This is a genomic window from Mycobacterium paraffinicum (genome assembly GCF_001907675.1).
Taxonomy (GTDB): Bacteria; Actinomycetota; Actinomycetes; order Mycobacteriales; family Mycobacteriaceae; genus Mycobacterium; species Mycobacterium paraffinicum_A.
Window position 1 is genome coordinate 1 of record NZ_MPNT01000058.1, and the last position, 21,997, is coordinate 21,997.

Below are 21,997 nucleotides of genomic sequence, written 5' to 3' on the forward strand. Positions count from 1 at the left end.
TGGCAGGCTGCTTGGTTCTTTTCGATGCCATCACTGTGCGTACGGCGTGTTCATGCCCGATCAAAACCTCGAGGCCGGCCAGACGTGGGACAACCTGGGCCGCTCCAGCGCGCAGGGGGCCATCGACCGGCCGGAATGCTGGGGCAGCATCGCCCCCGGAACGCCCGACGCCTACGCCGGCGGCGGCGTCACCGGCTACCGGGCGGCGGAGTTCCGCGACTCGCGCAGCTTCCTCAAGTCCACCCAGGTGATCGAGGCGGTCGTGGCCTTCCACGACCCGGCGGCGGCCAGGGCCCAACTGTCGACGCTGCTGTCGGGATGGCGCCAATGCGGCGGCTCGACCGTGACGCTGACGCCGCCCAACGGGGAGGCGCTCGCGTTTTCGGTGGGCGCGCCGGCCGACGCCGGCAACGGCATCACCGCGCTCGACCTGACCCCGCGCGGAGTGCAGATCCGCTCCGCCCGCGTCATCGCGGCCAAGGCGAACGTCATCGTCGACCTGATGGTGTCCTGCAGCGGCACGACCGACAGCGGGCAGCCGCGGCAGGGCGGGCTGGGCATCGCCACCTACGTGCTGGGCAAGCTGCCTGGCTAGGGTGAGCGGATGAAGTATGTCGACGTCGACGGAGTGGGCCGGGTCAGCCGGATCGGCCTGGGGACCTGGCAGTTCGGGTCACGGGAGTGGGGCTACGGGGAGAGCTACGCCTCCGGCGACGCGGGCGAGATCGTGCGCCGCGCCCTGGCCCTGGGGGTGACGCTGTTCGACACCGCCGAGGTCTACGGGCTGGGCAAGAGTGAGCGGATCCTCGGCGAGGCGCTGGGCGACGCGCGCGCCAACGTCGCCGTCGCCAGCAAGATCATGCCGGTGGCGCCGTTCCCCGCCGTGGTCAAGCAGCGCGAGCGCGCCAGCGCGGCGCGGCTGGGGCTGGACCGCATCCCGCTCTACCAGATTCACCAGTCCAACCCGCTGGTGCCCGACACGGTGATCATGCCGGGCATGCGCGAGCTGCTCGACACCGGCAAGATCGGCGCGGTCGGCGTCTCCAACTACTCGCTCGCCCGGTGGCAAAAGGCCGACGCGGCCCTCGGCCGGCCGGTGGTCAGCAATCAGGTGCACTTCTCGCTGGCGCACGCCGGCGCGTTGGAGGACCTGGTGCCCTTCGCCGAGCGGGAGCACCGCATCGTGATCGCCTACAGCCCGCTGGAGCAGGGACTGCTGGGCGGCAAGTACGGCCTGGACAACCGGCCCGGCGGCATCCGGGCGCTCAACTCGCTGTTCGGCACCGAGAACCTGCGCCGCGTCGAGCCCCTGCTGCAGACGCTGCGCGACGTCGCGACCACCGTCGGCGCCAGGCCGGCCCAGGTCGCGCTGGCCTGGCTGATCAGTTACCCGGGCGTCGTCGCCATCCCCGGCGCGTCCAGCGTCGAACAGCTCGAGTTCAACGTCGCCGCCGCCGACATCGACCTACCCCCGGACGCCCGCGAGGCGCTCACCGGAGCGGCCCGCGCCTTCCGCCCGACCTCGGCCGGGCGTTTCCTGACCGACCTGGTCCGCGAGAAGCTGGGCCGCTAGGCCGACGGCGAGTCCGCGAACGCGGCGGGGCTCGCCGGCGCGCCCCTGGCCACCACGACGGGCATCGACGTCGACGAGTTGGTGCGCAGGATGGTGTGCACCACGTCGATCAGGTCCTCCACCGGCATCAGCTTGCCGGGCATGCAGCCGCGCGAGGCCCACAGCGGGGCGGCCTTCATGGCGAGGTCCATGTCCCAGCCGGTGGTCATTCCCGTCGCCGCGTCGCCCTCGCCGCCCCCGCACTCCCCCACGATCAGGTTGGTGAAGCCGACGTCCGGGTGTTCGGCCCGCCACGCCTCAACGAGCCGCTCGAGGGCCGCCTTGCTGACGCCGTACGCGCCGAGCCCCGGCCACGGCGGCCCGAAGGTGCCCGCGTCGGAGGCCAGGTAAACCACCTTGCCCGTCGACTCAGTCAGGTGGGGCATCGCCGCCGCCGTGACCAGTGCGGCGCCGATCACGTTGGTGTCGAAGACGCGCCGCCACGTCTCGGCGTCGGTGTCGACCATGCGGACCAGCGGGCCGACCGCCGGCGTGTACACCAGGTTGTCGATCCCGCCCAGGGCGTCGACGACGGCGGCGATGGCCGACCGGCACGAGGCCTCGTCGGTGACGTCGCATTCGATGGCAACCGCGCCTGGGCCGGCCTCCTTCGCGGCCGACTCGATGCGCTCGCGGCGCCGGGCCAGCAGCGCGACCTGATCGCCCCGCTCGGCGAGGCCGACACCGATGCAGCGACCCAGCCCGCTGGAGGCGCCCACCACCACTGTCCTTGACATATTCGCCCTCTCTTGTAACGAGCCGCCGTCGGCACAGCGTATCGAGCGGTCGCTCAACATGTCACCGCCGGGCAGGTCAAGCCCGGCGTGTCCGCCGCGACGATCGCTCCAACGAGAATCGGGTCACGGCACTGCGGTCGCCCCTCTTCTGCTCGTACATCGCCTCGTCCACGCGGGCGGTGACCGACGAAACCGGCTCTCCGGCGAGGGCGATGGTGGCACCGATGCTCAGGTTGGTGCGGATCGCATTGCCGCCGATGTCGACGAGTTCGCCGGTGTTGCGACGGATTCCGTCGGCGATCTCGGCAACCTCGTCGATACCGTGCACACCGGGCAGCACGATCAATATCTCGTCGCCGCCCATGCGCCCGACGGCGTCCTGACTGCGGACGCTGTCGCGAATCCGTGCTGCCAGGGTGGCCAGCACGATGTCGCCGACACCGTGCCCCCACGTGTCGTTGATGTCTTTGAAGTGGTCGACGTCGCAGAACAGGACGCCGACGTAGGTGCCGGGAGACCCTGGCTCCGCAAGCGCGGACTCGAGGCGACGCATGATTTCGGCGCGGTTCGCCAGCCCCGTCAGCGTGTCGAAGTGGGCCAACCGTTCGAGTCGCCGCTCCGTTTCGACCTGATCGTCCGCAAGCCGCAACGCCGCGATCACACCATCGGTCTTGCCGTCGGCATCGACATACGTCTTCGCGTGGCCGTCGACCCAGCGGTACCCGGAATCGACGGACAGCACCCGGAATCTATGGATGAGCGTCTCACCGTCGGCGACCCGCTGCAGCGCGGAGTCGAGCGTCTCGCGGTCCTCGGGATGGATGCGATTGGTGAAGCCGGCATCGAGCCACCGCTGGGGCGGCCCGCCGAGCGCCGCGGACACCGACGGCGATACCCAGGCGACCTCACGATTGCGCAGGTGGACGATGACATCAACCGCGTTGTCGGCAAGGATCCGGTAGCGGTTTTCGGCATCGACCCGCAGCTTGCTGACGAGCTCTTTCTGTATGAGCTCTTTCTGCTCACGCTGGCTCAAGTAGAAGGTGACCGCTCCGACGACGAGCGTGCCCACCACTATCGACAGGGTCCACTCCGTATGCTCGCCGCGCAGACCGAGTGCCAGGAACGTCGCCCTGGCCAGCGCCACGACAAGGGGGAAAGCGGCCAGAATGCCCGCCAAGCGCACCAACGAGCGCCAGTCCGGCCGGTCGAGGAGCAAGGCGAGCGGCGGCCGGTCGGGGCGCGCCAACGACACCGCGACGATGAGCAGCAGCAGACCCGAGGCGGTGGCCATCGCCTGACCGGTCGAGGTGGACACCCCCACCAAAGCCAAGGCGTCGAACAGATATGCCGCGACGGTGAGGAGCGGGATGACCGCACCGGCCGCCACGCACAGCGGCCAGGCCAAGCGGACACCGCGCTCCACCCGCATCAGGGCGACCGTGGAGGCGACTGTTAACAGCGATACGGCCGTCTGCGGGCTGGGGCGCCCCGGCCAGGACGCTTGCCGCATCCGCACGGCATCGCCAAACCATGCCTGGTCCAAGCCGAACGACTTACCGGTGACCCACTCCGCCAGCACGACGACGGCGAAGACAACCACCGCGATAGCCAACACTCGCCCGGCCCACACCCGGGCGCGAGACGGTTGGGCCGATTGCGCCAGCACCGCCACCCCCAACGCAGCCAGGCACAACGCCGTCCAGGGCGTCATCACCGGCCACGTCGGATAGAGGCGCGTCAACGGGTCGACGCCGGTGGTCCAGCCCACCCAGGTGACCGCGGCCACGATGATGACGAAGATGACGATCGCCCGAGCGAACCGGGGCAGCGCGGTTTCCAGGCGCGCGTCTGGGACCCCCCGACCCATTGGCAGCCCTTCCTGCCCGTGGAGACGCCGCGAGGTTACGCGGCAGGAATATTGTGCGCGAAAATGTCCGCCGAGGTCATCATTGGCGCAAGCGCGCGCCGTCATGCGTCGGTGGTCGGGGCTTGCCGCACCACCGCGGTGTGCGCGTAACTCGGTCGTCTGATTCCGGAACGACGGTGTCCGGTAGCCCAGCTTGGCGCGGTACATCGCCGCGTCCGCCCGGCTGGCGCAAGGTAACTGGTGCCAGCGAGGGCTAGTCCGGCGCGACGTGTTCGGTCATGCCGGCAAAGCCCACTAACCGGCCTCGTCAGCCCCCGTCCGGTGCCTGCAGCACCACGGCGGTGTGCGCGTCCACGGTGAGCGCACCCCCGCCGGGCACCTCCTCCGCGGGCGTCTCCTCCTCCGGTCCGGTGAAGACAACGAGTTGCCAGGCGGCGCCGAATTCCTTTGGCGGCAAGGTGAACTCGATCGGCTCGTGGTGGGCGTTGAAGCAGAGCAGGAATGAGTCGTCGAGCACGCGCTGACCCCGCGCGTCGCGGTCCGGGATGCCGTGCCCGTTCAGGAACACGGCGACGGACTTCGCGAATCCGGTGCCCCAATCCTCCTCGGTCATCTCGGTGCCCTCGGGGGTGAACCAGGCGATGTCGGGCAGCCCGTCCTGGCCGCGGCGGCCCAGCGGCTTGCCGGAGAAGAACCGGCGCCGGCGGAAGACCGGGTGGTTGGCGCGCAGCGCCGACACGAGGCGGGTGAACTCCAGCAGGCCGTTGTCGGCCTTCGACCAGTCGATCCAGGTGATCTCGTTGTCCTGGCAGTACCCGTTGTTGTTACCGTTCTGCGTCCGGCCCAGCTCGTCGCCGTGGCAGAGCATCGGCACGCCCTGCGACAGCAGCAGCGTGGTGAGGAAGTTCCGCTGTTGGCGGGCGCGCAGCGCGTTGACGTCCGGGTCGTCGGTAGGACCCTCCACGCCGCAGTTCCACGACCGGTTATGGCTCTCGCCGTCGTTGTTGTCCTCGCCGTTGGCCTCGTTGTGTTTCTCGTTGTAGGAGACCAGGTCTCGCAGCGTGAACCCGTCGTGGGCGGTGACGAAGTTGATCGACGCGACCGGGCGGCGCGCGGTGTGTTCGTAGAGGTCGGCCGATCCCGTCAGCCGGTAGGCGAACTCGTCGAGCGTCGCGGGCTCGCCGCGCCAGAAGTCCCGGACGGTGTCGCGGTACTTACCGTTCCATTCGGTCCACTGCGGCGGGAAGTTGCCCACCTGGTAACCGCCGGGACCGACGTCCCACGGCTCGGCGATCAGCTTGACCTGGCTCACCGTCGGATCCTGTTGCACCAGTTCGAAAAACGCCGCCAGGCGGTCTACGTCGAAGAATTCCCGGGCCAGCGTCGCGGCCAGGTCGAACCGGAAGCCGTCGACGTGCATCTCCGTCACCCAGTAGCGCAGCGAGTCCATGATCAGTTGCAACGCGTGCGGGTGCCCGACGTTGAGACTGTTGCCTGTGCCGGTGTAGTCCATGTAGTAGCGCTTGTCGTCGTCGACCAGCCGATAGTAGGAGGGGTTGTCGATGCCGCGCATCGACAACGTCGGGCCCATGTGGTTGCCCTCGGCCGTGTGGTTGTACACGACGTCGAGAATGACCTCGATGCCGGCCTCGTGGAGCGCCCGCACCATGGCCTTGAACTCCTGCACCTGCCCGCCGGGCGAGGTGGCGCTGGAGTACTTGAAGTCGGGCGCGAAGAACCCGATCGTGTTGTAGCCCCAGTAATTCGACAGGCCCTTTTCCACCAGGGTGGAGTCGTTGGCGAAGTGGTGCACCGGCATCAGCTCGATGGCCGTGACGCCGATGCTCTTGAGGTGGTCGATGACCGCCGGGTGCGCGACGCCGGCGTAGGTGCCGCGCAGCTGCTCGGGGATGTCGGGGTGGGTTTGCGTCAGGCCCTTGACGTGCGCCTCGTAGATGACCGTGTCGGCGTATTGGTGGTCCGGCGGCCGGTCGTTGCCCCAGTCGAAGTAGGGGCTGATCACCACCGACTTGGGCATGAACGCGGCCGAGTCGTCGTCGTTGCGGCTGTCCGGGTCGCCGAAGTTGTAGCTGAACAGCGCCTGGTTCCACTCGAACGACCCGTCGATGGCCTTCGAGTACGGGTCCACCAGGAGTTTGTTCGGGTTGCACCGCAAGCCGTTCTGCGGGTCGTACGGGCCGTAGATGCGGTAGCCGTAGCGCTGGCCGGGTTCGATGTTGGGGATGTAGGCGTGCCAAATGTAGCCGTCGACCTCGGGCAGCGCGACCCGGCTCTCGGCGCCGTCGGCATCGAACAAGCACAGCTCCACCCGCTCGGCCACTTCGCTGAAGACGGCGAAATTGGTGCCCGCCCCGTCGTAGGTGGCGCCCAGGGGGTAGGCGCGGCCCGGCCACACCTCTCCGGTGGGCGTCGGGGCTAAAGCTCCAGCGGCTTCTGCGGATGTCATGGCGCAATCAATACCCTACCGGGGCCTTTCCCAAACTGCGGTTCGGAAGGCCTTGCAGCAAAACGGTTTTCAGGGCCGCAACATGACCTTCACCGCCCCGTCCTGCTTCTTTTGAAAGATTTCGTAGGCGTGCGGGGCCTGGTCTAGCGGCAGCACGTGGGAGGCGAACGAGTCGACGCCGAGCGGGTCGTCGTCGGTCAGCAGCGGCATGATGTCGTCCACCCATCGCTTGACGTTGGCCTGGCCCATCCGCAGGGTCACCTGCTTGTCGAACAGGGTGAGCATCGGCAGGGGGTCGGCCATCCCGCCGTACACGCCGATCAGCGAGATCGTGCCGCCGCGACGCACGATGTCGATGGCGGAGTAGAGGGCGTGCAGCCGGTCCACGCCGGCGGTCTGCATGAGCCGCTTGCCGATGAAGTCCGGCAGCATGCCGGTGGCCTGCTGGGCGAACTTGGCCGCCGGGGACCCGTGCGCTTCCATGCCCACCGCGTCGATGACGGAGTCGGAACCCCGCCCGTCGGTCAGGTCCCGGATCGCGTCGCCCAGCGAGGCCTCGAGCCGCCCCAGGTCGATGGTGTGAATGCCGCGCTGCGCGGCGCGGCCCAGGCGCTCGGCCACCAGGTCGACCGCAATCACCCTGAAGCCCAGGTGGTCGGCGATGCGCGCGGCCATGTCACCGATGGGCCCCAGGCCGAGCACGGTGACCGTGCCGCCGGCCGGGATGTCGGCGTAGGCCACCGCCTGCCACGCCGTGGGCAGCACGTCGGACAGGTAGACGAATCGCGAATCCGGCGGCCCCACAGGGACTTTGACGTGAGTGAATTGCGCTTGCGGGACGCGCAGCAGCTCGGCTTGCCCGCCGGGGATTTCACCGTAGAGCTCGGAGTAGCCGAACAACGCGGCTCCCATCCCCTGCTCGCGGACCTGGGTGGTCTCACACTGGGTGTAGAGCTGTTGGTCGCACATGTAGCAACTGCCGCAAGAGATTTGGAACGGGATGACCACCCGGTCCCCGACGCGCAGGTCACCCGTCTCGCCGCCGACCTCGCGCACGATCCCCATGGGTTCGTGCCCGAGGACGTCCCCGGGTTTCATGAAGGCCCCGAGGATCTCGTACAGGTGCAGGTCCGAGCCGCAGATGTTGGTCGACGTGACTTCGATGATGGCGTCGGTGGGTTGCTCGATCTCCGGGTCGGGCACCGACTCCACGCGCACGTCGCGCTTGCCGTGCCATGTGACAGCCTTCATGTGCGTGGCACATACCCGCGTGGCGCGGGCCGAAACGCGGCGGCCCGCTTTAGCGCTCCCGGCGCTTGAGGGGATGCTCGTTGTCGATCAGCGACTTCGCGATGTCGATGATCCGGGTGTTGGATTTCTGCGAGAGCCGGGTGAGCAGTTCGAACGCCTCGACGGCGTCCAGATTGAAACGCTCCATGATGATTCCCTTGGCCTGACCGATCATGTCGCGCGACGCCAGAGCGCTTCGGAATTGGCCCTGGCGGCGCAGCATCGACCACGCCAGCGCGATGTGTGTGGCGAAAACGGCACCCAGCTCCACCGAGTCGTCGGGAAACGCGTGCGGGGTGTCGGCGTAGAAGTTCAGCGCGGCCAGTGTGCCGTGGTCGGTGAACAACTCGTAAGACAGCACGGACCGAATGGGCGTCTGCTCGATCGCGTAGCGCCGATACCGCGGCCACCGTTCGTCCGCGGCGAGGTCTTCGACGTGCATCACGTGGTGCCGCCACGCGGCCTCCAGGCACGGCCCCTCCCCGTAACGGTTCTGAATGGCGTCCAGCAGGATCGGATACCGATGCGTGGCTGCCACATTGATGACCGTCTTGCTCCGCTCGGCCAGCGTGATGCCGGCGTACTGGCTGCCCGCCACGTGCAGGACGCCGTTGCCGATGAGTTGGTTCAGCCCCGAAGCTATATCGGTTTCCTCGCGCTCGAGGTTGGACACGAGCTCGGCCAACTGGGTCACCACTACCGCACTGCCGTCGTGCATGGCACCCCTCTCGAGGGTCGGCCCCCCGGCATCGAATCCCCGCAGGCTGCTTCCCGAGAGCCATGCCTCGTTCATTCAAGCGTGCGAAGGGCATTTCGGTGCGTCAACCCACAAAACGAAGTCTAGAGGCCAGAATACGAAGCGCAACCCGCGCGTCGCCAGGCCGTCGCGTCGATGCGACGACCGCGTGATCATCTTCCGTCCCACTGAATACACGTAACGCGCTCGGAATAAACAGTTTTGGTCGCGGTCGCCGACTTTCATGCCGCCACGCACCCGATCTTCGGGGACAAGCCGTCCTACACTCGGATTGGTGACCTCAATCGTGATCGTTGGCAGCGGCTTCACCGGATTCACTTGCGCACATCGTTTGGCCCGCATTCTGCGCCGACGGCGCGCGCGGGTCGACATCACGATCATCTCCCCGGTGGACTACATGCTCTACACGCCGTTGTTGCCCGACGTCGCCGGCGGGGTGGTCGACGCCCGCTTCGTCGCGATCCCGCTGGCGAACACCCTCAAAGGCGTGCACGCCGTGCGCGGGCGCGTGGATGGCGTGGACTTCGACCGGCACACGCTGGCCTGGCGCGATCCGGAGGAGCGCAACCACACCATGTCCTGGGACCGGCTGGTGCTCACGCCCGGTTCGGTGACGCGGTTGTTCGACGTGCCGGGGCTGGCGACCCGCGCGCGCGGGCTGAAGACCACCGCCGAGGCCCTTTACCTGCGAGACCATTTCGTGGAGCAGCTTGAGCTGGCCAACATAGAGGACGACCCGCGGGTGGCGGCGGCGCGGCGCACGGTCGTCGTGGTCGGCGCCTCCTATTCGGGCACCGAGTTGGTGGCGCAGCTGCGCGCGCTGGCCGACGCGGCCGCCAAGCAGATGCGCTTCGACCCCGCCGACGTCAAGTTCCTGCTGCTCGACCTGGCCGAGCAGGTGATGCCGGAAGTGGGCAAGAAGCTCGGTGACGCCGCGCAGAAGGTGCTCCGCCGGCGCGGCATCGACGTCCGGCTTGGCGTGACACTCAAGGAGGCGCACGCCGATCACGTTGTGCTCAGCGATGATTCGCGCGTCGAGACCCGCACGATCGCGTGGGTGACCGGTGTCACGGGCGCGCCGCTGATCCAGGACCTAGGCTTGCCGACCGAGCGGGGCCGACTCAAAGTCGGGGCGGACCTGCGGGTGCCGGAGCAGCCGGACGTGTTTGCCGCCGGCGACGCGGCCGCCGTGCCCGACCTGACCCAGCCGGGCAAGGTCACGCCGCCGACCGCCCAGCACGCGACACGGCAGGGCAAGGTGCTGGCCCGCAACGTGGCGGCCAGCCTCGGTCACGGCACCCCCAAGGAGTACAAGCACCGCAACCTCGGCCTGGTGGTCGACCTGGGACCATGGCATGCGGTGGCCAACCCGCTCAACATCCACCTGTCCGGGCTGCCCGCGAAATTCGTGACCCGGGGCTACCACCTGTATGCGATCCCGCGGGGGGTCAACCGGTGGGCGGTGGCGCTGGCCTACCTGACGGACCTGCTGTTCGACCGGTCGGTCGTGTCCATCGGGTTGTCATCCGAGGAGGACGCACAGTTCGCGGCCAGCGAGGGCATCCCGATGCCGAAGACGGGCTGAGCGCCTCAGCCTTCGGCCGCCTGTTGCGCCCTGGCGTAGGCGAGCTGCAGGAAGTCGGCCCCGGTCAGCACGGTGAAGACGCCGGCGACCAGGCGGGTGCAGCGCGGCGCGAACACCAGCCCGATGGCGAAGCCGGTCGCCACCCACATGTCCAGGCAGAACGGGCAGGTCAGCAACTCGCCCAGGCTGTGCCGAAGCGGGCTTTCGTCGCGGACCTCCTCCATGACCTCCGCCGGTCCGCCGCGGCCGGCGAAGCGGGTGAACGGCGCCCGCAACGGGCTCGTCACCGCATCCTTGGTCAGGGTCCGCGAGAGCTTGTGGGTGCCCAGCGTCACCGTGACCAGGTCCTGGATGCGCCACCGGGTCGGCAACGTGCGCCCGGTGAGCAGCGCGGCCACCGTCGCGACGGCCACCACGGCGCCGTAGATCGCCAGCACCGCCAGGTAGCCGCCCAACGGGCGGGGCTCGTCGCCGCGGTATTCGTCCGCCTCGCGCCGCGCGCCGTCGACCACCTGGGCCTTGGCCTCCGCCACCTCTGCCATCGCCTCTCCTTTGTTTGGGACAGCTGGCTGGGTACCCGGTGTCGGTGAACGCAATCGGCGGACGGCAGGCGCCTCAGGCGTCCTGGCGCGAGGACCTCCCGTCTTTCGCGGCCTTTCGCAGGGTCCGGTTGGTGGACAACAGGTCGGTGTTGGCCGCCGAGAGCGTCGCGTTGTGGTCCTCGAGCTCGAGGATGCGCGCGATGCCCGCCAGGTTGACGCCGGCGTCGACCAGCTCGCTGATCCGCCGGAGCCTGGCCAGGTCGGCGGCGCTGTAGCGCCGCGTCCCGCCATCGCTTCGCGCCGGCGTGACCAGCCCGTACCGTTCGTACAGGCGCAACGACTGCACCGCGATGCCGGAAAGTTCGGCGGCCACCGAGATGCCGTACACGCCGTGATCGGGCGCCGGGGCGCCGAAATCGCCGCGTTGGTCGGTCATCACGCGTCTCCTCGAGAAGCTGCTAGCTCAGGAAATCTATCTATCACACTTGCGCCATTGTGTCGACAGTGCTATATCAAATCTATGTCATTAGACATAGGTAATTGCCAGACCACAGCCTAGATTGGAGTGAGAGGTGACCACCATGCTGATGCGTACCGACCCGTTCCGTGACCTCGACCGCTTTGCACACCAGGTGTTCGGTACCGCCGCCCGGCCGGCGGTGATGCCGATGGACGCCTGGCGCCAGGGCGAAGAGTTCGTCGTCGAGTTCGACCTGCCCGGCATCAACGTCGACTCCCTCGACATCGACATCGAGCGCAACGTCGTGACCGTGCGGGCCGAGCGGCCGGCCGTCGACCCCAACCGGGAGATGCTGGCCACCGAACGCCCCCGCGGGGTGTTCAGCCGGCAACTCGTTCTCGGCGACAACCTCGATACAGACAAGATCGAGGCGTCCTACCGCGAAGGCGTTCTGCGCCTGAACATTCCGGTGGCCGAGCGGGCCAAGCCGCGCAAGATCACCGTCGGCCGCGGGGACACGCACGCGGCCATCGACGAGAACGCCTCGCAGCGCGAGGTCATCAACGCCTGATCGCCCGCGGGGGCGGCGGCCCGGTCCGTGTGGTTTCACACGGGTCGCCGCCCACCGCCGGCCCAACGGCATGGAGCGCAGGTGCGATGAAGTGGGAGCTCGACGGTCAAACGGCCAGCGTCGAATGGGCGTTGGCCGGCGGCGCCGCGCAACCGGCCGGCTGGTTCCGCTTCTACTTCACCGATCAGCGCTGGGAGTGGTCGGAGCAGGTGCAGCGGATGCACGGCTACGAGCCCGGCACCGTCACGCCCACCACCGAACTGGTGCTCTCACATAAACATCCGGAGGATCGCGGCCAGATCGCGGCGACCATCGACCAGATCGTGAACACCCGCCAGGCGTTCAGCACCCGCCATCGGATCGTCGACACCGCCGGCAACGTGCGCCACGTCGTCGTCGTGGGTGACCGCCTCTTCGACGACGATGGCGACGTGATCGGAACGCACGGCTTCTACATCGACGTCTCCGGGGCGCCGGGGCAGGCGAACGAGGAGCTGGTCAGCGCCAGGCTCGCGGAGATCAACGAGAACCGCGCCGGCATCGAACAAGCCAAGGGCATGCTGATGCTCGTCTACGGCATCAGCGAGACCGCGGCCTTCGAGTTGCTCAAATGGCTTTCGCAGGAAGCGAATATCAAACTGCGGCTGCTCGCCGAACAGATCGCCGAGGATTTCCGCGCCGCCGGTGCGCGCCTCGGTGCCCAATCGGAGTTCGACCATTTGCTGTTGACCGCGCACCAGCGCGTCGCCCAGCCCGGGGGGTCATGACGACTTGCGGCGCCTCTTGCGCGCGGCCGCGATCAGTTGCGCCATGCCGTCCTCGATGCCGGCGGCGAGCGCGTCGATGTCGGGCGCGGTGTCGTAATCGGCTGTGATGCCGAAGACGAACGTGTCGGCGTAGCTGAGCATCGCCACACCGGTGCGCACCTGAAGGGCGATCGGCGGGATCGGCCACAACTCAAGCACCCGACGGCCCATCAGCCGCTGCCGGCTCCGTGGGCCCGGCACGTTGGTCGCCAACGCCACCACCGCCCGCTGCGGGATTCGCGAAAGCAGGCGAATGGCCCACGCGGACAGCACAAATGGGGTGCGCTTTGCGGCCACCACCATCGCACTGCCACCCTCGCTCTGCCCGCTGGCCTTGGCGTGGCTGAGTCGATCATGCACCAGCTTGAGCTGCCGCACCGGGTCCTCCTCGTCGACCGGCAACAACGGCAGCATCGCCGAAACCCGGTTGCCCGCGACGTTGAAGTGGTCCACGGCGCGGACCGAAACCGGAACGAGGGTCCGCAGTGAGTCGCGTCCCGGTTGTTCCCCGCGCGCCAGCATGACGCCGCGATAACTGTGTGTGATCGCGGCCAGCGCAACGTCATTCAGCGTGACCCCGAACGTCCGGGCCACCTTGTGCATGTCCGTCAACCTGGCGCGGGCCGCGCTGTACCGCCGCATCGCGGTCACCGGCCCGCGCAGCGACGAGTCGGGGGCGGGGTGCAGCAACCCGGCTGCCAACTCGGCCGCGCCGATCGCCGCGTGTTCGGCCGCGCTCACCGCACCGAACGCGCTGCGACCGAGGCCGCTCACCCAGCTCAACGGGTTGAGGCTCACCTTGGCCGAACCCGATCCGGTCGGCTTCCTCGCGGCGCCGACGTCGGCGGCGAACGTGTCGCCGTCAGCGTCGTCGCTGAACTTCGACAGCAGCTGCGTGGTGGCGATGCCGTCGGCGATGCAGTGGTGAATCTTGGTCAGCACCGCCCATCGATTTCCGCTGAGCCCCTCGATGATCCAGCACTCCCACAGCGGGCGCTCGCGATCGAGCCGGCGCTCCATCAACGACGCGATCAACTCGAACAGCTCCGCGTCGCCACCGGGATGCGGCAGGGCGATGCGGTGCAGATGGCGCGCGAGATCGAAGTGCGGGTCATCCACCCAGTTCGGCGGGCGCAGGTCGAGCGGATGGGTCCGCAGCACCTGCGTGCAGCGCGGGATCGTCGCGATCCGTTCGGCGAACGACTCGAAGAACTCCTGGTACGTCGGCGCCGGCCCCTCCACGATCGATACCCCGCCCACCGCGAGGCTCACGTGCGGATCGGAATCCTCGACCTCGAGGAAACCGGCGTCCAGCGCCGTCAATTGGTCCACGGTGCTACTCTCCGCGCCACAATGCGCTGCTGGCAGGGCCGTAAGTCCTCAACTACTGAGGCCAAACGGCGGCTGTGGCCCCCGGCCTCCGGGCATATCGTGAGGGGGGTGACAGGAGATCAATTGAGCAGCGGGGCAGATGCTTTCGCCGCCGCCTCCCGCACGGTCCCGACCGCATTGCCCGATCTTCGTCTGCTGCCGCATCGACGAAGCGTATTGATGCGCCCCACCGGAAGAAGAACACCATGAGCGATTTCACCTACGTCCGCTTCTTCGAAGAGATCGGCATCTCCGACGTACCCCTAGTCGGCGGAAAGAACGCCTCCCTCGGCGAGATGTTCCAGAAGCTGACCGGACAGGGCGTGCGGGTACCGCATGGGTTCGCGATCACCGCCGAGGCCTACCGGCACGTGCTGGACAGCGCCGGCGCCTGGGACGCGTTGCACGCCGCGCTCGACGACCTCGACCCCGACGACGTCACCGCGCTGGCGCGCAAGGGCAAGCGGGCCCGCGAAATCGTCTATGGCGCAGGTCTTCCCCCGGAGCTCGCGGCCGAGATCACGGCCGCCTACCGGCAGCTTCAGGACGAATACGGCGAAGACGTCAGCCTGGCCGTGCGCAGCTCGGCGACCGCCGAAGACCTGCCGACCGCCAGCTTCGCCGGCCAGCAAGAGACCTTCCTCAACATCAAGGGCACCGAGAGCCTGCTGGACGCCTGCCGCCGGTGTTTCGCCAGCCTGTTCACCGACCGGGCCATCCACTACCGGATCGACCAGGACTTCGACCACTTCAAGGTGGCGCTGTCGATCGGCGTGATGAAGATGGTGCGCTCCGACCTCGCCTCGTCGGGCGTGATGTTCACCCTGGACACCGAATCCGGCTTCCACGACGTCGTATTCATCACCGGCGCCTATGGGCTCGGCGAAAACGTGGTCCAGGGCGCCGTCGACCCCGACGAGTTCTACGTCCACAAGCCGACGTATCAGGCCGGCCACCGGGCGGTGCTGCGCCGGCTGATCGGGGACAAGGCGGTCAAGATGATCTTCGTCGAGGGCGAGACGAAGAACACCACCCGCAACATCCCCACGCCGAAGGCCGACCGGGCCCGGTTCTGCGTCACCGACGACGACGTCCTCGAGCTGGCCGGCTACGCGTGCGCCATCGAGGCCCATTACGGGCGGCCGATGGACATCGAATGGGCCAAGGACGGTCTCGACGGGCGGCTCTACATCGTGCAGGCCCGCCCGGAAACCGCGGCCTCCCAGCGCAGCCAGACGGTGATCGAAAGCTACGTGCTCGAGGGCAAGGGCGCCGACCGCAGGCAGGTACTCGCCGAGGGCCGCTCGGTCGGCGAGAAGGTTGCCACGGGCATCGCCAGGCGGATGGACAACCTTGGGAAGCTGTCGGAGTTCCAGCCCGGCGACGTGCTGGTCGCCGACATCACCACGCCCGACTGGGAACCCATCATGAAGATCGCCGCGGCCATCGTCACCAACCGCGGCGGGCGCACCTGCCACGCGGCGATCATCGCCCGCGAGCTCGGCATCCCCGCCGTCGTCGGCGCGGGTGACGCCACGACGCGCGTGCCCGACGGCGAGCTCGTCACGGTGTCGTGCGTGGAGGGCGACACGGGTCGGGTCTACCGCGGCGAGTTGGGCTTTCGTGTCGACCACACCGAGGTGTCCGACCAGGAGCGCCCGCACACCGAGATCATGCTCAACCTCGGCAACCCGGATCTGGCGTTCAAGACGTCGTTTCTGCCCAACGACGGCGTGGGGCTGGCCCGGATGGAGTTCATCATCAACGAGTACATCCGGGTGCACCCGCTGGCCCTGCTCCACCCCGACCGGGTGGACGACCCCGAGGCCCGGCGGATCATCGAGACGCTGACGTACGCCTATTCCGACGGCGCCGAATTCTTCGTGGAACGCCTGTCGGAAGGGATCGGCACCATCGCCGCCGCCTTTTGGCCCAAGCCCGTCGTCGTGCGGATGTCGGACTTCAAGACCAACGAGTACGCCAGCCTGGTGGGCGGCAGCGGCTTCGAGGCGGCTGAGAGCAACCCGATGATCGGCTTCCGCGGCGCCTCGCGTTATGCGCACCCGGCCTACGCCGAGGGATTCGCGCTGGAGTGCCGGGCGATGAAGCGGGTGCGCGAACAGATGGGGCTGACCAACGTCGTGCTGATGGTGCCGTTCGTGCGCCGGGTGGCCGAGGCGGACCTGGTGTTGGCGGAGATGGCCAAACACGGTCTGCGCCGCGGGGAGAACGGGCTCAAGGTGTACGCGATGTGCGAGATCCCCAACAATGTCATCCTCATCGACGAGTTCGCCAAGCGATTCGACGGGTTCTCCATCGGGTCCAACGACCTCACCCAGCTGACCCTCGGAGTCGACCGCGACAGCGAGATCGTGGCCTTCGACTACGACGAACGCGACGAGGGCGTCAAGGAGATGATCCGCCTGGCGGTGGAGGGCTGCCGCCGCAACGGGATTCACTCCGGGTTGTGCGGTCAGGCGCCGTCGGACTACCCCGACATGGCCGAGTTCCTGGTTCGCTGTGGTATCGACTCGATCAGCCTTAACCCCGACGTGGTGGTCAAGACCACCCGGCAGGTCCTCGACCTCGAGCGCGCGGTGCAATTGCAGTGAGCCGCCGCGCGCCGAGATTGCCGTGACGGCTGTGGTTGGGGGCCCATCCACGACCCTGAGCGCAATCTCGCCGTAGGTCGCGGGGACCGTCAGGGGCGCGGTGGCTGGCGATAGAGGGCGGCGCCGGCGACGACGTCGGGCCCGGCCGCGACGAACAGGATCCGCGCGCCCGCCGGCAACCGCTCGGCCCGCTGCCCGAACGCGGCGGCCAGGGCGGCGGTGTGCATGCGTTCGTCGTCGGCGACGCTGATCTCCTCGGCCGGCACGCCCAACCGGGCGCCCAGCGCGGTGCGGTATCCGGGCCGGGCGGGGGCGGCGACGATCGCGTCGACGTCGGACAGCCGCACCGACTGCTCGGCAAGGCACGCCGACACCGCTCGCGCCGCCGCCGCGGCGAACCGCTCGTGGATCGCCGCCGACTCGGAGAAGCGCAGGACGTTGCGGGAATCGGCGAACCCCACTGTGGCGCTGAATGTTTCGTCTCCGGCTTCACTCGGGTCGTTCACCCAGGAGACGCGGCTGAGGCCGTAGTCGCCGTCGGACCAGCCGCACAGCATCGCCGCGCCGGTGGCCGAGAATCCGAAGTGCTCGCTCATCCCGTGCCCGGGGTCGGCGTCGCTGGCGACCACCAGCGCGCGCCGGATGACGCGGCTGCGCATGAACCCGTCGACGATCTGAAGCGCCGTCAGCAGCCCGCAGGTGCCGTTGGCGATGTCGAAGGAGAAGGTGCCGTGGGCGCCGGCGTGCGGGTCCTCCGGGTTGGCCCCGATGTCGTCCTGGATCAGCGCGGCGAGCGCCGGCTCACCGAGGTTGCGGTCGCGGTAGATGCCGGCGTTGACGACGAGGTCGAGGTCGTTGGCCTCGCATCCGGCCCGCTTCAGGCAGTCCTTGGCGGCGACGACGGCCAGGCGCAACGCGCTGTGCCGCCCCCGCAGCCGCGGATGCGAGACGTCGATCCGATCAATCACCGTGCCCATAGCGGCTCACCACATCCTCGTCCAGGGTCAACAAGACCACACCGATTTCCAGCCCGGAGGCCAACGCCAGCAACGCGATTCGCTCCCCGGGCTTGATCCGCCCGGCCTCGAGTTCCTCGACGAGCGCCACCGTGTGGGTCGTCGAGGCGGTGTTGCCGTAGCGGTCGACGGTGATGACCGCGTCGTGGCGCGGGCTGTCGCCGAACACCTCCGACATTCGGGCCATTCCCTTGCGGATGGCGCGCGCTGAGGTTTGGTGGGTGATGACGTGGTCGATGTCGTGGATCGAAAGGCCAACGGTGTCAAGCACTTCGCTCAGCAGCAGCGGGGTGTTGGCGATCGCGGCCTTCTGGATGGCGCGGGAGTTGGTGAACATCCGGGCGCCCGGATCGTCCCCTTGCGGATACGCCAGGCAGAGCCGGCTGTAGTCGGCGACGGTGGTGAAGCCCGCCAGGGCGATGCCGGCCGAACCGGCCGGCGCCCGCTCCAGCAGCAGCGCCGCGCCGGCATCCCCCAGCGTGAGGCAGGCCAGCTCCTTGCTCATGATGTTGCGGATGTGCCGGGCGGCATTGTTGGAAAGCTGGGAGATGTACTCGCCGCTGACGACGAGCCCCCGCTGGACGACGCCCTGGCGGATCCAGTTGTTCAGAATCGTTACGCCCGTGAGCATTCCGGCGCACGCGTTGGACACGTCGAACGTCATCGCGTTCACCGCCCCGATCCCGCGCGCCACGGCGCTGCTCATGGTCGGCTCGAGCCACTGGGTCAGCCCGTCGCGGAACTTGGTGATGCTGCAGCTGATCACCACGTCCAGCGCCGCCGGATCCTGCTGCGCGGTGGCCAGGCAGTTCAGCGCCGCCGAGCTGGCCAGGGTGTAGGAATCCTCGTCACCCACCGACACCCGGCGTTCCCGGATCCCGGTCAGCCGTTCCAGGTCGATGTGGGTGTGGTGGCGGGTGGACGCCATCAGCTCGTCGGTCGTCAGGTGAGTCCCGGGCAGGTGCCGGCCCGCGGCCGCGACTCGCGCGACGAAGGGAGCCTCGTCGCCGTTACCGGTTGCTTCCATCACCAGCCAGTGCCGAGTCATCGAAGGCGCCTCCTTGGCGTGTGGATCACCCACGCATCTCGAGAACTTCGGTCACCGGACGCCGGGCGGTGGGTTTCGCGAGTGGGTCCTTGGACGGTGACCGGCCGACCCGGATCAGCAGCTGCGGCTGGCCGGTACTGCCGGTGATCTGCCTGATGATGTCGCGGCTCAGCGACAGCTCCGTCATGTGGGTCAGCGTGCAGGTGGCCAAGCCGGCCAACGTGCATTCGAGCAACACCGCCGACAGCGCCTCACCGCAGCGCAACACTTCGGCCGGCGCATCGCCATGAGTGGACAGGACCACGATCTTGGAGTGGTCCACCTCGATTGAGGCGCGGCGGCGGCCCCCACCGGCGGGCGGAAACGCGCGGGCGATGTCGACGCGCGCGGCCTCGGAACTGGACAGCAGCGCGGTTTCGGGCACGTGATCGGCGTCCGCCTCGAAGGGTGACGTCCACCAACGTAATTCGGTCAGGTAGGAAGTATCGCTTCGGCGCAACTGCTCGGTGAGGCGCGACGCCTCGGCCAGCCTCGGCCGCTCGTCGTCGTCGACCACGTCCAGCGTCACGTCGTACGGGGTCACCGCGCGGCTCAGAGCCGAATGCAGCGTGGGCCACGCGGGCGGTGCGCCCAGGGGCAGTCGGTCGGTGCTGCGGCGAAGGATCGCGTCGGCCCGCAGCCGGCACTGCGGCGTCACATTCGCCACGGGCAAGAAGCCCACGCTCGCGAGGTGATCCGGTCTGCCCTCGGTCGGGAAACGTTCGGTGACGCTGTCCCAGCCCGCGGCGGCCATGGCGACCCGCAGGTGGTCGAGGACGGCGCCACAGCTCAGGATCAGCTCCCGACCGGTGTGGTCGGTGGCGTGCATCGCGTGGCGCGGGTCGGCCCACAGGTGCAGCCTCGTGCCGTCGGCCACCCACCGCCACGGCTGGCTGTTGTGCAGCGAAGGCGCGCGGCACGCGAGTGTCACCGCGTCCCGGATGACCTGCTCCGTCGGCACTTTCGCGTCCATCTCCACCATTTCGTCGACTTCGGTGAGGCAAACTGTATGCCCCGTGCGGCGGGTGCGGGCAGGGCCGTTGGTCCCCGACGGTCGGGACGTTGGAACCTCCGCTGTTACGTCGCGCGCGCCCAGAGGTCGTGCACCTCGCGAGCAACGAGGTCGGGGCGCCGCGCGGTGTCGATCCGGTGCGCGCCGGCCCAGTCGGCGTGCCCGGCGGCCAGGGCGGCGGCGATCTGTGGGGTCACCTCCGAATTGCCCACCGGCCTGGTCTTGATCCGGTCGGCCGCCACGTCGGCCGTCGTCGAGCACACGAATTCGACGAGCGCCGAGTGCGTCTCGGTGGCCAGCCGGTGAGCCGCCTCGCGCGTCGACGGATCGCGCCAGGTGCCGTCGAGGATCACCGAGTGTCCCTCGCCCAGCAACTGCCGCGCGCGGCGCAGGGCGGTCTCGTAGACCACCGCGACCTGGTCGGGACTGTAGAGCCCGGCGTTCAGCACGCCGGCTGCACCGGCGATGACGCCCGAGTCCCGAAGCTCCCGGCGCACGTCGTCGGTGGAAATAAGCCGCGCGTCAAACGATTCGGCCAGCCCGCGGGCCACGGTGGACTTCCCGGTGCCCGGGTTGCCGCCGACGAGCGCAAGCCGAACGGTGCCGCTCTGCAGGTGCCGGGTGGCGATGGCCAGGTGGCGGGCGGCGTCGTCGGACGCGCCCGGGCTGCCCTGCGAAACCCGGACGCAGTCCACCTTCGCCCGCACCGCGGCCCGGTAGGCGATGTAGAAGTCGGACAACGCCGGCGGCGCACCCCGTCCCGCGTGCGCGGCGTAGCGACGCAGGAAGTAGTCGCCGAAGTCCTTGCGGCCCAGAAACTCCAGGTCCATCGCGAGGAAGGCGGCGTCGTCGATGCGGTCGACGTAGCGCAGCCGGTCGTCGAACTCCAGGCAGTCCAGCAGCGCCGGCTTCCCGTCCACCCAGAAGATGTCGTCGGCGAGCAGGTCGCCGTGCCCGTCGACGATGCATCCCTCGTGGACGCGCCGCGCGAACAGCCGCGAGCGCCCGGCGACGAACTGGGCCACCAGGCGGCGCAGCCGGGCGACGTCGTCGGCCGAGACCCCCCGAATGGATTCGGACGCATAGCGTTCCAATTCGGACAGGTTGTCCCGCCAGCGGCACTCGATCGCGGCGGCCCCGCCCTGGGCGTCGATCCGCTCGCCTCGCTCGGCGCGTTGGTGGAAGCGGGCCAACACGGCCGCGATCGCGTCCAGCACGCGGTGCACCGACCCTGCGGTGTCGTGGGCCACCAGGTGCGCGAGGCGGTCCTCGTCGCGGTAGCGCCGCATGACCACGACCGGTTCGGCCGGCCCGCCGAGCGGGTCGGTGAGGTGGGCGACGCCGAGGTAACTCTCGGGCGAGAGCCGGCTGTTGAGCTCGACCTCCCGGCGGCAGGCGTGCTCGCGCTGCTGCGGCGCGCGGAAGTCGAGAAAGTCGGTCAGCACCGGCTTCTTGGCTTTGTATGCGCGGTCACCGGCGAGAACGACCACGCCCGTGTGGGTTTCGTGCAGATCGAGAAACGGCACGGCGGCGGCGCGAGCCTAGGACGGCCGCGCGACGATCACCGGCATGCGGACCGCGTGGACGACGGCGTTGCTGACCGAACCCAGCAACACGCCGGTCAGGCCGCCCCGGCCGTGGCTGCCCACGACGACGAGTTGCGCGGACTCCGACTGTTCGATGAGCTGCCGGGCCGGCCGGTCGGAAACGACGACCCGGTGCACGGCGACGTCGGGATACCGCTCCTGCCAGCCGGCCAACTGTTCGGCCAGGCTCCGCTCGGCTTCGCCCCTCACCGCCGCCCAGTCCACCCCGGGCAGCTCGAAGACGTCGACGTCACTCCACGCGTGCAGCGCCGTCAGCGCGACGCCGCGACGCGACGCCTCGTCGAACGCGACGGCCACCGCCGCCTCGGAGGCGGGCGAGCCGTCGACGCCCACCAGGACCGGGGCCTGCTGGGGGTGTTCCATCAGCGGATCCTCGTCGCGGATGACGGCGACCGGGCACCGCGCGCCGCGGACCACGCTGCTGCTCACCGAACCCAGCAGCAGCCTGCCCATCGCCCCGCGTCCGTTGCTGCCGACCACGATCATCTCGGCCTCTTTGGACATCTCGACCAGCGTGGGAACCGGGGGTGCACACCGCAGCTCGCTGCGGACGTCGATCTTGCGGTCCGTGGTGACGGCCTCCTCGGCGATCTTG

19 protein-coding genes are annotated in these 21,997 nt (G+C 68.9%); 6 read left to right on the top strand and 13 right to left on the bottom strand.

Going from position 1 to position 21,997, the window contains the following annotated elements:
* A partial coding sequence (locus tag BRW65_RS30035) for a sensor domain-containing protein (RefSeq protein WP_139273326.1) occupies positions 1-595 on the top strand: 595 nt, incomplete at its 5' end.
* 9 nt (positions 596-604) lie between these two features.
* A complete protein-coding gene (locus BRW65_RS30040) occupies positions 605-1,573 on the top strand; it encodes an aldo/keto reductase (protein WP_073880994.1) in 969 nt (322 codons plus the stop codon).
* Here BRW65_RS30040 and BRW65_RS30045 read toward each other — a convergent pair.
* The 5 genes from BRW65_RS30045 to BRW65_RS30065 all read right to left on the bottom strand — a co-directional run bounded on the left by BRW65_RS30045 (position 1,570) and on the right by BRW65_RS30065 (position 8,694).
* Positions 1,570-2,337 carry an SDR family oxidoreductase gene (locus BRW65_RS30045; RefSeq protein ID WP_084188103.1) on the bottom strand — a complete coding sequence of 256 codons (768 nt, stop codon included), beginning with the start codon at positions 2,335-2,337 and terminating at the stop codon, positions 1,570-1,572. The two genes, BRW65_RS30040 and BRW65_RS30045, sit on opposite strands and share 4 nt — an antisense overlap.
* Positions 2,338-2,425: 88 nt before the next feature.
* Positions 2,426-4,219, bottom strand: coding sequence for a diguanylate cyclase domain-containing protein (locus BRW65_RS30050; protein ID WP_073880998.1), 1,794 nt, complete (start codon positions 4,217-4,219; stop codon positions 2,426-2,428).
* Positions 4,220-4,526: 307 nt separating this feature from the next.
* The gene (glgX, locus tag BRW65_RS30055) at positions 4,527-6,686 is read right to left on the bottom strand and encodes a glycogen debranching protein GlgX (protein ID WP_073881000.1); all 2,160 of its coding nucleotides are present in this window, start codon (positions 6,684-6,686) and stop codon (positions 4,527-4,529) included.
* 69 nt (positions 6,687-6,755) lie between these two features.
* On the bottom strand, positions 6,756-7,937 hold the full coding sequence (locus BRW65_RS30060; RefSeq protein ID WP_073881002.1) for a zinc-dependent alcohol dehydrogenase: 1,182 nt from the start codon (positions 7,935-7,937) through the stop codon (positions 6,756-6,758).
* 49 nt (positions 7,938-7,986) lie between these two features.
* On the bottom strand, positions 7,987-8,694 hold the full coding sequence (locus BRW65_RS30065; protein WP_073881004.1) for a GAF and ANTAR domain-containing protein: 708 nt from the start codon (positions 8,692-8,694) through the stop codon (positions 7,987-7,989).
* 313 nt (positions 8,695-9,007) lie between these two features.
* Between BRW65_RS30065 and BRW65_RS30070 the strand changes: the two genes are divergently transcribed.
* Positions 9,008-10,318: an NAD(P)/FAD-dependent oxidoreductase gene (locus tag BRW65_RS30070; RefSeq protein ID WP_073881020.1), complete on the top strand. Its 1,311-nt coding sequence runs from the start codon at positions 9,008-9,010 to the stop codon at positions 10,316-10,318.
* Between the two features lie 5 nt (positions 10,319-10,323).
* Here the strand turns inward: BRW65_RS30070 and BRW65_RS30075 are convergent, their stop codons facing one another.
* Positions 10,324-10,860: a DUF1360 domain-containing protein gene (locus BRW65_RS30075; RefSeq protein ID WP_073881006.1), complete on the bottom strand. Its 537-nt coding sequence runs from the start codon at positions 10,858-10,860 to the stop codon at positions 10,324-10,326.
* A 73-nt stretch (positions 10,861-10,933) separates the two neighbouring features.
* On the bottom strand, positions 10,934-11,296 hold the full coding sequence (locus tag BRW65_RS30080) for a MerR family transcriptional regulator (RefSeq protein WP_073881008.1): 363 nt from the start codon (positions 11,294-11,296) through the stop codon (positions 10,934-10,936).
* Positions 11,297-11,441: 145 nt separating this feature from the next.
* Here BRW65_RS30080 and BRW65_RS30085 point away from each other — a divergent pair, with 145 nt between their 5' ends.
* Together BRW65_RS30085 and BRW65_RS30090 are read left to right on the top strand one after the other, a co-directional pair.
* On the top strand, positions 11,442-11,891 hold the full coding sequence (locus BRW65_RS30085) for an Hsp20/alpha crystallin family protein (protein ID WP_073881027.1): 450 nt from the start codon (positions 11,442-11,444) through the stop codon (positions 11,889-11,891).
* An 86-nt stretch (positions 11,892-11,977) separates the two neighbouring features.
* Positions 11,978-12,658 (top strand): PAS and ANTAR domain-containing protein, encoded by a 681-nt coding sequence (locus BRW65_RS30090; protein ID WP_073881010.1) that lies wholly within the window; start codon positions 11,978-11,980, stop codon positions 12,656-12,658.
* Here the strand turns inward: BRW65_RS30090 and BRW65_RS30095 are convergent.
* Positions 12,653-14,029, bottom strand: coding sequence for a WS/DGAT/MGAT family O-acyltransferase (locus tag BRW65_RS30095; protein ID WP_073881012.1), 1,377 nt, complete (start codon positions 14,027-14,029; stop codon positions 12,653-12,655). The genes BRW65_RS30090 and BRW65_RS30095 overlap by 6 nt on opposite strands.
* A gap of 245 nt (positions 14,030-14,274) precedes the next feature.
* Here BRW65_RS30095 and ppsA point away from each other — a divergent pair, with 245 nt between their 5' ends.
* Positions 14,275-16,680, top strand: a complete 2,406-nt coding sequence (gene ppsA, locus BRW65_RS30100) for a phosphoenolpyruvate synthase (RefSeq protein ID WP_073881014.1) — start codon at positions 14,275-14,277, stop codon at positions 16,678-16,680.
* A gap of 89 nt (positions 16,681-16,769) precedes the next feature.
* On the opposite strand, the gene BRW65_RS30105 is transcribed toward ppsA, so the two are convergent.
* The 5 genes from BRW65_RS30105 to BRW65_RS30125 all read right to left on the bottom strand — a co-directional run.
* The gene (locus BRW65_RS30105; protein ID WP_073881016.1) at positions 16,770-17,657 is read right to left on the bottom strand and encodes a 3-oxoacyl-ACP synthase; all 888 of its coding nucleotides are present in this window, start codon (positions 17,655-17,657) and stop codon (positions 16,770-16,772) included.
* Positions 17,641-18,744, bottom strand: a complete 1,104-nt coding sequence (locus tag BRW65_RS30110; protein ID WP_073881029.1) for a 3-oxoacyl-ACP synthase III family protein — start codon at positions 18,742-18,744, stop codon at positions 17,641-17,643. Before BRW65_RS30110 ends, BRW65_RS30105 begins: the two co-directional genes overlap by 17 nt.
* 25 nt (positions 18,745-18,769) lie before the next feature.
* Entirely contained in the window at positions 18,770-19,756 is a 987-nt protein-coding gene (locus tag BRW65_RS30115; RefSeq protein WP_073881031.1) for an Acg family FMN-binding oxidoreductase, read from the bottom strand.
* 104 nt (positions 19,757-19,860) lie between these two features.
* Entirely contained in the window at positions 19,861-21,321 is a 1,461-nt protein-coding gene (locus tag BRW65_RS30120; RefSeq protein ID WP_139273328.1) for an AAA family ATPase, read from the bottom strand.
* Positions 21,322-21,336: 15 nt separating this feature from the next.
* On the bottom strand, positions 21,337-21,997 hold a 661-nt coding region (locus BRW65_RS30125), incomplete at its 5' end, for a universal stress protein (protein ID WP_073881018.1).

Excerpts from the sequence above, each read along its gene's own strand:
- glgX (WP_073881000.1), bottom strand. The coding sequence starts at position 6,686 with ATGACATCCGCAGAAGCCGCTGGAGCTTTAGCCCCGACGCCCACCGGA.
- BRW65_RS30080 (WP_073881008.1), bottom strand. The coding sequence starts at position 11,296 with ATGACCGACCAACGCGGCGATTTCGGCGCCCCGGCGCCCGATCACGGC.
- BRW65_RS30050 (WP_073880998.1), bottom strand. The coding sequence starts at position 4,219 with ATGGGTCGGGGGGTCCCAGACGCGCGCCTGGAAACCGCGCTGCCCCGG.
- BRW65_RS30065 (WP_073881004.1), bottom strand. The coding sequence starts at position 8,694 with ATGCACGACGGCAGTGCGGTAGTGGTGACCCAGTTGGCCGAGCTCGTG.
- BRW65_RS30090 (WP_073881010.1), top strand. The coding sequence starts at position 11,978 with ATGAAGTGGGAGCTCGACGGTCAAACGGCCAGCGTCGAATGGGCGTTG.
- BRW65_RS30040 (WP_073880994.1), top strand. The coding sequence starts at position 605 with ATGAAGTATGTCGACGTCGACGGAGTGGGCCGGGTCAGCCGGATCGGC.
- BRW65_RS30115 (WP_073881031.1), bottom strand. The coding sequence starts at position 19,756 with ATGGACGCGAAAGTGCCGACGGAGCAGGTCATCCGGGACGCGGTGACA.
- ppsA (WP_073881014.1), top strand. The coding sequence starts at position 14,275 with ATGAGCGATTTCACCTACGTCCGCTTCTTCGAAGAGATCGGCATCTCC.
- BRW65_RS30085 (WP_073881027.1), top strand. The coding sequence starts at position 11,442 with ATGCTGATGCGTACCGACCCGTTCCGTGACCTCGACCGCTTTGCACAC.
- BRW65_RS30105 (WP_073881016.1), bottom strand. The coding sequence starts at position 17,657 with ATGGGCACGGTGATTGATCGGATCGACGTCTCGCATCCGCGGCTGCGG.
- BRW65_RS30110 (WP_073881029.1), bottom strand. The coding sequence starts at position 18,744 with ATGACTCGGCACTGGCTGGTGATGGAAGCAACCGGTAACGGCGACGAG.
- BRW65_RS30075 (WP_073881006.1), bottom strand. The coding sequence starts at position 10,860 with ATGGCAGAGGTGGCGGAGGCCAAGGCCCAGGTGGTCGACGGCGCGCGG.
- BRW65_RS30060 (WP_073881002.1), bottom strand. The coding sequence starts at position 7,937 with ATGAAGGCTGTCACATGGCACGGCAAGCGCGACGTGCGCGTGGAGTCG.